Source organism: Sphingomonas sp. CCH5-D11 (assembly GCF_001557395.1).
Lineage (GTDB): Bacteria > Pseudomonadota > Alphaproteobacteria > Sphingomonadales > Sphingomonadaceae > Sphingomonas.
In genome coordinates this window covers 1-12,160 of sequence record NZ_LSKH01000120.1, presented here as the reverse complement: position 1 = coordinate 12,160, position 12,160 = coordinate 1, and the positions used below count along the sequence as shown (strand labels likewise).

Annotated in this window: 11 protein-coding genes and 1 pseudogene; 8 read left to right on the top strand and 4 right to left on the bottom strand. The window is 61.5% G+C overall.

The window, feature by feature from the left end:
* Window positions 1–523, top strand: a pseudogene (locus AX702_RS24265) (nitronate monooxygenase); the annotation flags it as partial.
* 70 nt (window positions 524–593) lie between these two features.
* Here the strand turns inward: AX702_RS24265 and AX702_RS24260 are convergent.
* Both AX702_RS24260 and AX702_RS24255 read right to left on the bottom strand, forming a co-directional pair.
* Entirely contained in the window at window positions 594–785 is a 192-nt protein-coding gene (locus AX702_RS24260; protein ID WP_066778299.1) for a YMGG-like glycine zipper-containing protein, read from the bottom strand.
* A 91-nt stretch (window positions 786–876) separates the two neighbouring features.
* The gene (locus tag AX702_RS24255) at window positions 877–1,875 is read right to left on the bottom strand and encodes a 2-hydroxyacid dehydrogenase (RefSeq protein ID WP_066778296.1); all 999 of its coding nucleotides are present in this window, start codon (window positions 1,873–1,875) and stop codon (window positions 877–879) included.
* A 98-nt stretch (window positions 1,876–1,973) separates the two neighbouring features.
* Between AX702_RS24255 and AX702_RS24250 the strand changes: the two genes are divergently transcribed.
* The 3 genes from AX702_RS24250 to AX702_RS24240 all read left to right on the top strand — a co-directional run bounded on the left by AX702_RS24250 (window position 1,974) and on the right by AX702_RS24240 (window position 4,140).
* The gene (locus AX702_RS24250; RefSeq protein ID WP_066778295.1) at window positions 1,974–2,465 is read left to right on the top strand and encodes an SH3 domain-containing protein; all 492 of its coding nucleotides are present in this window, start codon (window positions 1,974–1,976) and stop codon (window positions 2,463–2,465) included.
* Window positions 2,462–3,298 (top strand): carboxylating nicotinate-nucleotide diphosphorylase, encoded by an 837-nt coding sequence (gene nadC / locus AX702_RS24245; protein WP_066778294.1) that lies wholly within the window; start codon window positions 2,462–2,464, stop codon window positions 3,296–3,298. Before AX702_RS24250 ends, nadC begins: the two co-directional genes overlap by 4 nt.
* Window positions 3,299–3,429: 131 nt before the next feature.
* Entirely contained in the window at window positions 3,430–4,140 is a 711-nt protein-coding gene (locus tag AX702_RS24240; RefSeq protein ID WP_066778293.1) for a ribonuclease T2 family protein, read from the top strand.
* 54 nt (window positions 4,141–4,194) lie between these two features.
* Here the strand turns inward: AX702_RS24240 and AX702_RS24235 are convergent, their stop codons facing one another.
* Window positions 4,195–5,373 carry a vWA domain-containing protein gene (locus tag AX702_RS24235; RefSeq protein WP_066778291.1) on the bottom strand — a complete coding sequence of 393 codons (1,179 nt, stop codon included), beginning with the start codon at window positions 5,371–5,373 and terminating at the stop codon, window positions 4,195–4,197.
* Between the two features lie 109 nt (window positions 5,374–5,482).
* Between AX702_RS24235 and otsB the strand changes: the two genes are divergently transcribed.
* From otsB to AX702_RS24215, 4 genes are read left to right on the top strand one after another with little or no spacing between them, the layout of a single operon-like run.
* Entirely contained in the window at window positions 5,483–6,226 is a 744-nt protein-coding gene (gene otsB / locus AX702_RS24230; protein WP_231731772.1) for a trehalose-phosphatase, read from the top strand.
* Window positions 6,223–8,019 (top strand): glycoside hydrolase family 15 protein, encoded by a 1,797-nt coding sequence (locus AX702_RS24225; protein ID WP_066778287.1) that lies wholly within the window; start codon window positions 6,223–6,225, stop codon window positions 8,017–8,019. Before otsB ends, AX702_RS24225 begins: the two co-directional genes overlap by 4 nt.
* Window positions 8,016–9,398 carry an alpha,alpha-trehalose-phosphate synthase (UDP-forming) gene (locus AX702_RS24220; protein ID WP_066778285.1) on the top strand — a complete coding sequence of 461 codons (1,383 nt, stop codon included), beginning with the start codon at window positions 8,016–8,018 and terminating at the stop codon, window positions 9,396–9,398. The genes AX702_RS24225 and AX702_RS24220 overlap by 4 nt, the downstream gene beginning before the upstream one ends.
* A gap of 59 nt (window positions 9,399–9,457) precedes the next feature.
* Window positions 9,458–11,503 carry a TonB-dependent receptor gene (locus AX702_RS24215; protein ID WP_082746134.1) on the top strand — a complete coding sequence of 682 codons (2,046 nt, stop codon included), beginning with the start codon at window positions 9,458–9,460 and terminating at the stop codon, window positions 11,501–11,503.
* A 25-nt stretch (window positions 11,504–11,528) separates the two neighbouring features.
* Here the strand turns inward: AX702_RS24215 and AX702_RS24210 are convergent.
* Window positions 11,529–12,160, bottom strand: a 632-nt coding sequence (locus AX702_RS24210; protein ID WP_156455401.1) for a TetR/AcrR family transcriptional regulator, incomplete at its 5' end; no start/stop codon positions are given.

Sequence of the window (12,160 nt, the reverse complement as noted above, 5' to 3'; positions counted from 1 at the left end):
TTCGTCGGCTGTGCGTAATCCGTTCCTCCGCAGCCTCGAGGCCCGTTCGGAACGCCAGATCGCCTTCTCGACGCAGGAGGCGGGTGATCACGTCTTCCAGCTTGATGTCGGTGTGAAGGGGAAGAACTTCTGGGTCACGCGCAACGATCTGCTGCGTGCCCGCGAATGGTTCGGCCATGGTTTCACCGATGCGTTGAAGACGCCCGACAACACGCTTGTCTTCGTCAGCCCCCAGGAAAAGGCGGAGATCCGCAAGGATCAGGCCGATTGCATGGGATGCCTCAGCCAGTGCCTGTTCTCGAGCTGGGCGGATACCGAGACCAATTCCACCGGTCGCCTTGCCGATCCGCGCAGTTTTTGCATTCAGAAGACGCTGCAGGAAATCGCTCATGGCGGCGACACCGAAGCGAACCTGATGTTCGCTGGCCATGCCGCCTACAACTTCAAGCGTGATCCGTTCTACTCCAACGGCTTCGTGCCCACGGTGAAGCAGCTGGTCGATCGGATCCTCACCGGCGACTGAGCCACCACCCGCCAGCTGTCTCCGCTGCGCCGACGTGCGGCGCAACGGAGATAGTGGCCAGGTTCGGCAATCAGTTGTCGATCGTTCCTACGACTGCGCCGGCCGCACCGCCGACAGCCGCGCCTTTCTCGACGTCGCCGCCCGACACCGCAGCAACACCAGCGCCGCCAGCACCGCCGATCGCGGCTCCCCTCAAAGTTGAGCACGCCGAGGTGCCAACAGCGGTCACGCCAAGCATCAGCAGAAGAACTGCATTCTTCATTGCGAAATCTCCGATCATGTTGAACGATCGTAAAATGCAGTAGGTTTGCTTTGTGTTCCCAGCGAAACAGCAGCCTGAATTAAGAAGTCCGTCAGACCCAACCTTCCAGCACCTGATCGGGTGGTCGATGGCCATCGGCCCACATCCGGATGTTCGTCATCACCTTTTCGCCGGTGGCAAGACGGCCCTCGAACGTCGCGGATCCCATGTGCGGGGTCATGACGACATTCGGCAGGGCGAGCAGCCGGGGATCGATCACCGGCTCATGTGTCCAGACGTCGAGTCCGGCGCCGGCGAGGCGTCCCGCTTCGAGTGCATCGATCATCGCATTTTCATCAACGATGCCGCCACGGCTCGCGTTGATCAGGTAGACGTGAGGGCGCAGTAGCGCGATCCGTTGCGCGCTGATCAGGTTCTCACTGTCTGCATTGCGCGGCGTGTGGATGGTCAGAATGTCGATATTGGCAAGCATCTCATCCAAGTTCGGATGCCATTGTGCCTGCAGTTCTGCCTCCAGGACTTTCGGTAAGCGGTGGCGATTGTGATAATGTACGGAAAGGCCGAATGCGCGGGCTCGGCGCGCTACTGCCTGGCCGATTCTCCCCATGCCGACGACACCAAGTGCCTTGCCGCCAATCCGGTGACCCAACATGCCGCCTGGGCTCCAGCCCTTCCATTCGCCAGAGCGAACAAGCTTCTCGCCTTCGGCCAGGCGACGCGGGACCGAGACGATAAGCGCCATCGTCATGTCGGCCGTATCTTCGGTAAGTACACCCGGCGTGTTCGTGACGATGATACCGCGTGCGCGTGCAGCCCTCAGGTCGATGTGGTTCACACCAGCACCGAAGTTCGCGATCAGCTTAAGCCGATCGCCGGCGGCGGAGATCAGTTCGGCATCGATCGTGTCGACCACGGTCGGGACCAGTACGTCGCAATCCTTCATGGCTGCGGCAAGCTGTTCCCGCGACATGACTTGGTCCGCCCGATTGTTGACCGTGTCGAACAGATCCTCAAGCCGGTTCATGGTGGCGTCAGGCAGCTCGCGGGTAACAAAGACCCGAGGATTGGGGCAACGGCGCGTATCGACCATGCCGCAGGCTTGGCGAAGCGGCGCTTTCGCGTCAACGATCGGTTGAAGCTGGGCGATACACCCGGCTACAGAACATTGTGCGCGACGGGGGGACGATCATGCGGCGATGGACGGCAGGACTGGCGATGCTTGCCGTGTTGATTTCGGGAGGCAGCGTCGCCGCGCAAACCGGAAAAGAGAAACCCAAGCCCCCGTATTTCGCGTCGATCGGCGCCGGGAAGGCGAGGATGCGTTCAGGGCCGGGCCGCTCATATCCTGCAACCTGGCTCTATGTGCGTGCTGACCTGCCGGTGCGGGTCGTCGACGTCTTCAAGGAGTGGCGCAAGGTTGAGGATCCCGGCGGAGAGCAGGGCTGGATGCTGGGCAATTTGATCAGCAGCACGCGAACGGCAATCGTGCAGGAAGCAGTTACTGAACTGCGCGATCGACCGGCCTTCGGAGCGCGGGTGCTTTGGCGTGCGGAGCCGGGCGTGGTGGGGCGCGTGAGCCAATGCGCTCGCGGCTGGTGCCGCTTTGATGTGCGAGGACAAGTCGGCTTTGTAGAGGCGACCCGCTTGTGGGGCGTCGCGCCGGAGGAGACACTCCCGTGATACAGGACTTTGATCTTGAAGCGTTTGTCACGGCAACGCTGGCGGAAGATCTTGGCCCCGGTGTCGACGTCACATCCGAGGCGGTGATTCCCGCCGACGCCCGGTTCAATGCCGTGATGGCGACCCGCGACGCGATCACTGTCGCGGGGCTTGAAGTTGCCAGCGCGTTTTTCCGGCATCTGGATCCTGCGGCTACTGTCGAAGCCTTGGCAAAGGACGGCGCTCGTGTTGCCCGCGGTTCTGTGTTGATGCGGATAAGTGGCCAGGCACGCGCGCTCCTGACCGCTGAGCGTTCCGCCCTGAATACGGTCCAGCACCTGTCGGGGATCGCCACCATGACTAGCCTGTACGTGGATCGTCTTGCGGGAACGGGCACGGTGCTGCTGGATACCCGCAAGACTCTCCCTGGACTTCGCCTGCTGGAGAAATATGCCACCCGCATGGGCGGTGCGCAGAACCACCGTATGGGTCTGTGGGACGCCGCGATGATCAAAGACAACCATGTCGCGGTCGCCGGTGACGTGTCGATCGCGGTTGCCCGAGCGCGCGCGGCAGGTATCGCCGAGATCATCGTGGAGGTTGACCGGCTTGAACAGATCGAGCCGGCGATCGCTGCCGGCGCTACGCGGCTTCTCTTGGACAATATGCCTCCTGCGGTGCTTTCCCAGGCAGTAGCGATGATTGATGGCCGCATCCCGTCCGAAGCATCGGGCGGCATTTCGCTGGAGACGATCCGGCCGGTGGCGCAAACGGGCGTGAACTTCGTCAGCGTCGGCCGGCTTACCCAATCTGCGCCCGCGGCCGATATCGGTCTTGATTACGAGATCGCGTGATCTGCTGACGCCTGTCGCAAGTCGAAGTGTGTGCGGGGCCGCAGTAGGGATTGATGCGGATCCTATTCAGCTCTGAGGATGAGTTTCCTCGCCAGGGCTACGGCCGGCGCGAGTTTCATGGAGTTCGATTGATGATCAGATGGATGGGGCTGACGCTTGCGATGTTGCCCGCTGTGGCAACAGCACAGGCGTATCAATGCTCAGTGCCGGACAGCGGCATGCTGACGGTTCACCCCGACCTGCCGAACGAAAAGGAGCCGCAGCGCCTCCTGCCGATCGGTCACTATACCCTCGCGATAAGCTGGTCGCCGCAATATTGCCGCCAGCCGGACCGAGCGGCGCGTTCCCGTGTGCAATGCGGCGGGGGCAATCGCTTCGGCTTTGTTCTGCACGGGCTTTGGCCCGACGGTGTCGGGAAGGAGTGGCCGCAATATTGCAAAGCAACGCCGCTGCTTTCCGAACGCACGATCCGCGCAAACATCTGCTCCACCCCCTCTGCGCAGTTGCTTCAGCATGAATGGGCCAAGCACGGTACCTGTATGGCGGGCGAGACGCCGGACAGCTACTTCGCCAAGGCCACCAGCCTGTACCGCAAGTTGCGCTACCCGGACATGGTGTCGCTATCGCGGCAGCCGCTCTCTGCTGGAAAGCTCGCCAACGCCATCGCCCGTGTTAATCCTGGGATGAGGTCGGATATGATGAAGATCACTACCGATCGTCAGGGCTGGCTGGATGAAGTCTGGATCTGCATGAACAAGCGCTTTCAATATACGCGGTGCCCGGCGCATCAGGGCGGCGTTAAAGCAAGCGCACGGGTGCGGGTCTGGCGCGGGTCGCGCTAGCCCAGCATTGAAAGTGTTGACCGGGCGCGGCAATGCTCGCCCGGTCTCAAGCCGTTATCGCTTGCGGGTCAGTTCCCGCATCGCATCGTCGAGGCCAGCTAGGGTAAGCGGATACATGCGGTCGTTCATCAACTCACGGATGACCTTTACCGATTGAGAATATCCCCATTGCGACTGGGTGACGGGGTTCAGCCAAACTGCCGCAGGATAGGTTGTCGTCAGTCGATGCATCCAGACTGCGCCCGACTCCTCGTTGAAATGCTCCACGGAGCCACCCGGATGCGTGATCTCATAAGGACTCATTGAGGCGTCGCCGACGAACACCAGCTTGTAATCATGTGGGAACTTATGGAGGACGTCCCAAGTTGGCGTCCGTTCTGCAAAACGGCGTTTGTTATCCTTCCACACGCCTTCATAGGGGCAGTTGTGAAAGTAGAAAAACTCCAGGTTTTTGAACTCACTGGTCGCCGCTGAAAAGAGCTCTTCACACAGTTTGACGAACGGGTCCATGGATCCGCCGACATCTAGGAACAGCAGCAATTTGACAGCGTTCCTGCGTTCCGGGCGCATGTGGACGTCCAGCCATCCCTGCCGGGCAGTTCCGTCGATGGTCGCATCGATGTCCAGTTCATCCGCCGCACCTTCCCTGGCGAACTTGCGCAGGCGACGAAGCGCGATCTTGATATTGCGGGTGCCAAGCTCGCGCGTATTGTCCAAATTCTTGAATTCGCGCTGATCCCAGACCTTCAGCGCGCGCTTCTGTTTCGATTCTCCGCCGATCCGCACGCCTTCTGGATTGTAGCCGGAATTGCCGAAAGGCGAGGTCCCACCGGTACCCACCCACTTGTTGCCGCCTTGGTGACGCTTTTGTTGTTCCTCAAGCCGCTTCTTCAGCGTCTCCATGATCTCGTCCCACGAGCCCAGAGACTTGATCGCCTCCATTTCCTCGGGCGTCAGGAATTTCTCTGTCACAGCCTTCAGCCACTCGGCGGGAATTTCAGCTCCCTCCTGAGCGAAGCTGGTTTCAATGCCCTTGAATACCTTGGCGAAAACCTGATCGAACTTGTCGAGCAGTCCTTCATCTTTCACGTACACTGACCGGGAGAGATAATAGAAGTCCTCCGGTGTGCGTTCGATCACGTCCTTTTCCAGCGCTTCGAGGAGCAACAGGTGCTCCTTCAAACTCGCCGGAATGCCTGCGACGCGCAGCTCGTCAAGGAAGTTGAGGAACATCGGCCATCCGCCCCATCATGTGCTTTTTTCACGTGATGGCAGACTTGCCGCGCCTGCGCCAGCACATGAGGCGCTGACGAGGCGCCGTCAGGCCGCTAGAGCCGCTGACATGGTGACAGCACGCATGCTTCCTCCGCCACCTGCCCTGATCGCGGCGGGCCATTGTATACTGCTCGACTTCGACGGCACGCTCGTTGAGCTGGTCGACAGGCCTGACGCCGTTATCGTCGATGACGGGCTGGTTGCGCTGTTGCGGCGCCTTGCGGGAACCTTTGCCGGACGTCTCGCCTTAGTGAGTGGGCGATCGGTGGCGCAAATCGAGCATTTTCTCGGGCTTGCCGTTCCGGAGATCGCAGTGGTCGGTAGCCATGGTGCCGAACTGCGGGTTTCCGGTGAGCGACTGACGCCTGCTCGTCCCGCCGCACTCGATGAGGCGGAAAGAGTGTTTTCCGCCGCGTTCGCGGGGCAGAAGGGGGTGGTGATCGAAGTGAAGTCTCTGGGAGTAGCAGTTCATTATCGCATGGCGCCGGAGCAGGCTGCCACAGCCCGCCGACTGGCGGAGGATTTCGCCGGACAAGAGGGCCTGGTGTTGCAAACAGGCAAGATGATGGTGGAGCTTCGTGCGGGCGGGCACGATAAGGGCAGCGGCATCACCTCTTTGCTGTCCCAACCAGCATTCCAAGGATGCAAGCCAGTGTTTGTCGGAGATGACGTGACCGATGAAGCCGGCTTTGCGGCAGTGGCCACGCTGAACGGGGTTGGCGTGCTGGTCGGACCAGCACGCGAGACTGCGGCGACGTATCGGCTGGATGATGTCGCCGCGGTAAGAAATTGGCTGGGGACTGCGGCATGACGGCGACAATGGATCTTTGGCCGATCGGAAACTGCCAGGTTTCAGCGTTGGTGGATCGTGCGGGCCGCTTTGTATGGGGCTGCCTGCCGCGGGTGGACGGCGATCCTGCATTCTGTTCGCTGCTTGATGACAAGCCACCGGCCGGAGATGATGCCTTCGGTTTCTGGGAGATCGATATCGATCGCCTGCGGGAAACGAAGCAGCACTATATTCGAAACACCCCCATCCTGGTCACACGTCACGAGGACGAGAATGGAAGCGCGATCGAGGTAATAGACTTCTGCCCGCGCTTTACGCGTAACGGCCGCAAATATCGTCCGGTCGCATTCGTTCGCATCGTTCGGCCTGTGGCGGGCAGCCCGCGAGTGCGCATCCGATTGCGACCGGCGACGAACTGGGGTGAGGGGCAGGCGGATACTACCCGCGGCTCCAATCACATTCGGTATCTCCTGGATGACAGCGTCGTTCGCCTGTCCACCACGGCGCCGGTCGGCTGGATCGAAGACGAGCGCATGTTCAGGGTCGAGCGACCGCTTTACTTTTTCATGGGGCCGGATGAAAGTTTTGCTGACGATATTGCCGTGTCGCTCGAGAACATGCTCGATCGCACCATTGAGGAATGGCAGCATTGGGTGCGCAGCCTGGCCACTCCGTACGAGTGGCAGGAAGCCGTAATCCGCTCGGCTATCACCCTGAAGCTTTGCCAGCACGAGGAAACGGGCGCGATCGTCGCTGCGCTGACGACTTCCATCCCTGAACATGCGGATTCGCAGCGGAACTGGGATTATCGCTACTGCTGGGTACGCGACGCTTATTACACGGTTCAGGCCTTGAACCGTCTAGGTGCGCTCGACGTCCTGGAAAGCTATCTCGAATATCTTCGCAACATCGTCGACAATGCAAAGGATGGCCATATTCAGCCGTTGTACGGCGTTGGTGGTGAGGCGACGCTGGTTGAGCGCGAGGCTCCGGCTCTCAATGGTTATCGCGGCATGGGGCCGGTGCGCGTCGGCAATCAGGCATATGAGCAGATCCAGCACGACGCCTACGGGCAGATCGTCCTGTCGAACGCACAAGCCTTTTTTGATCATCGCTTGCTGCGCGTAGCGGACCGAGACGATTTTGAGGCGCTCGAACCGGTGGGTGAGCGCGCCTGGGAGAAGTTCGACAAGCCGGATGCGGGTTTGTGGGAGCTGCGGACCAAAAGTCACGTGCACACCTATTCGGCCGCGATGTGCTGGGCCGCCTGTGATCGGCTGGCGAATGGTGCGCAGGCTCTGGGGTTTTTCGAACGGGCGATCTTCTGGCGTGACCGGGCGAACATCATGCGGGCGCGCGTCGAGGAGGCAGCCTGGCGGCCGGAGACGCAAAGGATGTCGGCGACGTTCGGCGGCGACGATCTTGATGCCAGCCTTCTGCAGCTGCTCGACCTTCGGTTCCTGGCGCCGGATGATCCACGTTTCCAGTCCACGCTCAATGCAGTCGAGGGTGGGCTGAGGCGCGGATCGCACATGTTGCGTTACGCCACAGAGGACGATTTCGGTCTGCCTCATACTGCCTTCAACGTCTGCACCTTCTGGCTGATCGAGGCCCTGCACTTTACCGGCCGGGACGCTGACGCACGCGAGCTGTTTGAAGAGATGCTGTCGCGGCGTACGCCCGCCGGCCTGCTGTCCGAAGACATCGATCCCGTCACTGGTGAGCTATGGGGCAATTACCCGCAGACCTATTCGTTGGTCGGTGTCATCAATTGCGCGGTGTTGCTGAGCAAGCCCTGGAGCGCGATCCGATGAGCCGCCTGATCGTCATATCGAACCGGGTGTCGGCGCCCACCGCGGAACAACCAAGCGCGCAGGGCGGGTTGGCGGTCGCGCTGACCGCTGCCCTGCGCGAAGCGGACGGTATCTGGTTCGGGTGGTCCGGCAACACCGGCGACACGGGTGAACTGCGGTTCGAGACCTATGATGGCGTAACCTCTGCGACGATCGATCTGCCGGAGCAGGATGTCGAGGAATATTACGACGGCTATGCCAATCGCACGCTCTGGCCCCTGTTCCACTACAGGCTGGGTTTGACCGAGTTCGAGCGCGACTTCCAGGGCGGTTATGAGCGGGTCAACCGCCTGTTCAGCGAGGTTATCAGCCCGCACATCGAGCCCGAGGATCTGGTCTGGGTTCACGACTATCACATGGTGCCGCTTGGCTGGATGCTGAGGCAGAAGGGTGTGAGGAACCGGCTGGGATTTTTCCTCCATATACCCTGGCCGCCGACGCGGTTGCTGATCGCCTTGCCGGAGCATCGGCGATTGGTGGAGGCGTTGTTCGCTTATGACGTCGTCGGCTTCCAGACGCGGGAGTGGCTCGAGACGTTTCACGACTATGTTGAGCGGGAGATGGACGGCACCATCGGGCCCAATGACGAGGTCACGGTAGGAGGTCGCACCATCAAGGCCATTGCATGCCCGATCGGCATCGATGCAAGCGAGTTCATCGCCGCAGCGAACGGCGACAAGGCGGCAACGACACTGTCCCGCATGGTCGAAAGCGTCAGCGGGCGTGATCTGATCGTCGGTGTGGACCGGCTCGATTATTCGAAAGGCATCGAAGAGCGGTTCAACGGCTATCAGCGCTTCCTGGAAACGCGACCCGATCAGCGCACCAATGTGTCGTTGTTGCAGATCGCGCCGCCCTCGCGCGCGACGGTTCAGAGCTACCAAGAGATCCGCGCGACACTGGACGCGCTTTCCGGCCGCATCAATGGCGCCTTCGCGGAAATCGACTGGGTTCCGCTTCGCTATGTGAACCGGGGTTTGCCGCGGGATGTTCTTGCCGGCGTGTACCGCGCGGCGCGCGTCGCGCTTGTCACGCCGCTGCGCGACGGGATGAACCTCGTGGCGAAGGAATTTGTCGCGGCGCAGGATCCTGAAGATCCGGGCGTATTGATCTTGTCGCGATTTGCCGGCGCTGCGGAACAGCTTGGCGAGGCGTTGTTGATCAATCCGTATAGCCCGGACGAACTGGCGGACGCGATCGAGCAGGCGCTGGCCATGCCGCGCGATGAAAGGATCGCACGCTGGCGCAAGATGTACGACAATGTTTGCCGTGAGGATGTGATCTGGTGGCGTCGCCGTTTCACGGATGCGCTTGCAGCCGTGGAGTTGAACCACGCTTAGCTCATGAATGCCTGGAGGTATGGCTTGCGCTGACCGGCGCGTCGTAGGCAAGGCGCCATATGACCTTTCGACTCAGTGCGTTCGGCGCCTTGCTTCTTGCTACTCCCGCTTTGGCGCAAACCGCGCCGGACATCATCGTGACGGGCCGAGGCCTTGAGGATCGAGCCGGGGACCGCGTGGCGAGCGTGGTGACGATAGATGCCGACCGTATTTCGGCGAACGCAAGCGATCGGCTGGAAAGCGTGCTTGCGGACGTCGCCGGCCTACAGCAGTTCCGACGCTCGGACTCCCGGTCGGCGAACCCGACCAGCCAGGGCATTTCCTTGCGCGGTATCGGCGGCAATGCATCCAGCCGGGCCTTGCTGATTTTCGACGGTGTCCCGCAAACGGATCCGTTCGGCGGGTGGGTGCCTTTTCCCGCTTATGCCACGGATCGGATCGGCCGGATCAGAGTGTCGCGCGGCGGCGGTAGTGGTTATTTCGGTCCCGGAGCGCTCGCCGGTACGGTGGAGCTGGAAAGCGCCGATCCGCGTGAGCAGCCGGGCATCGCCGGCTCGCTTGCTTATGGAAGCCGCGACTCCCTTGATGCGCAAGGGTCCGGCACGATGTTGGCCGGTGTTGGCTTTGCAACGCTGTCGGCTGCCTATTCGCGCGGCGATGGCTTCGTGCCGACGATCGCGGAAGCGCGCGGCGCGGCGGATCGGCCTGCCGGTTACGAGCAGGCATCGGCAGCGGTGAGGGGGGGGCTTCGACTCTCGCCTGATACGGAGCTGCAAGCAAACCTCAGCGCCTTCACCGATCGGCGTGAGCGTGGCACGGCCTTTACGGCAAATCTTAGCGAGGGGGCTGATGCCAGTGTTCGGCTGGTCGGACGGGGAAGATGGGGCTATTCGGCACTTGCCTATCTTCAGACCCGGGCCTTCGCGTCGCAGTTCGCCAGCGTGCCAGCAGACCGGGGGAGCGCCACGCAGACCCTGGATCAATATAACACTCCTGCAACCGGAATGGGCGCTCGCTTCGAGATCGTGCCTCCTGTTGGCTCGGGGCGTGATCTGCGGCTTGGCATGGATTGGCGGAATGTCGAAGGGCGGACACAGGAAAACTACACCTTTGTCGACGGCTCACCGACGCGGCGGCGGATCGCAGGCGGGAACAGTCGTACGTTGGGTCTGTTCATCGACGGCGCGGTGACGGCGGGTGACTGGACGCTGACCTTGGGCGGTCGGGTCGATCGATGGCGGATCGCCGATGGGCGTCTGAACGAATATACCTTGGCGACCGGCGTGCCACTCACCGACGCGCAGTTCGAAGATCGAACCGGCACGGAGTGGACCGGGCGGGCTGGAGTGGCATTCGCCGCTTCCAAGGACATCACGCTCCGCGCGAGCGCCTATCGCGGGTGGCGCTTGCCGACGCTGAATGAACTCTACCGGCCGTTCCGCGTCGGCGCTGATGCGACCGCTGCAAACGCCTTGCTGAAACCCGAGCAGCTGAGTGGCGTCGACGGTGGTGTCACGATCGCTCCCACCGCCGACATTTCGTTCAGTGCAACGGTCTTCTGGAATCGTCTGGAAGACGCCATCTCGAACGTCACCGCCGGCGTCGGGCCGGGAACGTTCCCGGGTGTTGGCTTCGTGGCCGGAACATACCGCGTCAGGCAGAATCTCGATGCGATCGAGTCGAAAGGCTTCGAGCTGGATGCAAGGTGGCAGGCCGGGCCGGTATTTGCCCTAACATCGTGGAGCCACGTCGATCCGCGGGTGGAGGCGACAGGTTTGGCCGTAACGCTGGATGATCTCAGGCCAGCTCAAACCCCATTGGATCAGGTGTCGGGCACGCTTGGCATGCGAAGCGGTAGATGGACTGCGTCAGCTACCTTGCGGCATGTCGCTCGCCAGTTCGAGGACGACCAGAATGGCCGGGAGCTCGCACCGGCAACGACGGTCGACGCGTATCTGGCTGCGCCGCTCATGCCTGGTGTCGCCATGGAGTTGCGCGGCGAGAACCTGCTGGACGAGCAAGTGGAGGCAGGCATCAGCGGTGTTGGCGTGGTGGAGCGAGCCACGCCCCGAACGCTTTGGGTTGGACTGCGCATACGGCAGTGAACATTGGGTTGCGGGTGAGGGCGAGCTAGCCTGCTTCGCGCTGCAGATGATCGATCGCAGTATCGATGCAGTCCATCAGCATGTTGATTGCCGTCGCAGGGGGATAGTTGGGGTCTATGGTGCGACGCTGAAAGACACCGAAAGCGATGGTGTGGATCATTTCGGCTACCCGTTCACATCGCTCAAGCCTGACGCTGGTCGGGACAAGTGACTGCAAGGCAGTCGTAAGCGCGCAATGCATCCTTCTCTGCAAACCGCGGGCAATTTCGCCGATCCGTTCGTTGCGCGATGCTTCCGCCATGATCTCCGCAAACAGGCGTCCACCATCGCCTCGCTCCTCGCAAGCGACGAAATCCCGGATCCATTTGCGTACCGCTTCAGGATGCCCGCTGTTGTTGGCCGCGCATAGGCCGCTCTCCGAGAGAAACTCTTCGAGGTCTCTCTCGACAATGGCCGCCACGATCGCCTCCTTGTTGGCGAAATCGCGATAGATTTGCCCAACGGCAACGCCTGATGCCTGTGCGATCTGGGCGATGCCGGTGCCATGAAAACCATGGGCGGCGAACGCATCGCGCGCCGCTTGGATCAAGTTCTCACGTCGTGCTGTGGATCGGCGTGGAAAAGGGACCCCGGTAGCGGGGTGATCGGCGTCGAAAA

What these genes read in the sequence shown, in the direction of transcription:
- AX702_RS24250 (WP_066778295.1), top strand. Translation starts at nt 1,974, where the DNA reads ATGCGGCGATGGACGGCAGGACTGGCGATGCTTGCCGTGTTGATTTCG.
- AX702_RS24235 (WP_066778291.1), bottom strand. Translation starts at nt 5,373, where the DNA reads ATGTTCCTCAACTTCCTTGACGAGCTGCGCGTCGCAGGCATTCCGGCG.
- AX702_RS24260 (WP_066778299.1), bottom strand. Translation starts at nt 785, where the DNA reads ATGAAGAATGCAGTTCTTCTGCTGATGCTTGGCGTGACCGCTGTTGGC.
- AX702_RS24240 (WP_066778293.1), top strand. Translation starts at nt 3,430, where the DNA reads ATGATCAGATGGATGGGGCTGACGCTTGCGATGTTGCCCGCTGTGGCA.
- otsB (WP_231731772.1), top strand. Translation starts at nt 5,483, where the DNA reads ATGGTGACAGCACGCATGCTTCCTCCGCCACCTGCCCTGATCGCGGCG.
- AX702_RS24225 (WP_066778287.1), top strand. Translation starts at nt 6,223, where the DNA reads ATGACGGCGACAATGGATCTTTGGCCGATCGGAAACTGCCAGGTTTCA.
- AX702_RS24220 (WP_066778285.1), top strand. Translation starts at nt 8,016, where the DNA reads ATGAGCCGCCTGATCGTCATATCGAACCGGGTGTCGGCGCCCACCGCG.
- AX702_RS24255 (WP_066778296.1), bottom strand. Translation starts at nt 1,875, where the DNA reads ATGGTCGATACGCGCCGTTGCCCCAATCCTCGGGTCTTTGTTACCCGC.
- AX702_RS24215 (WP_082746134.1), top strand. Translation starts at nt 9,458, where the DNA reads ATGACCTTTCGACTCAGTGCGTTCGGCGCCTTGCTTCTTGCTACTCCC.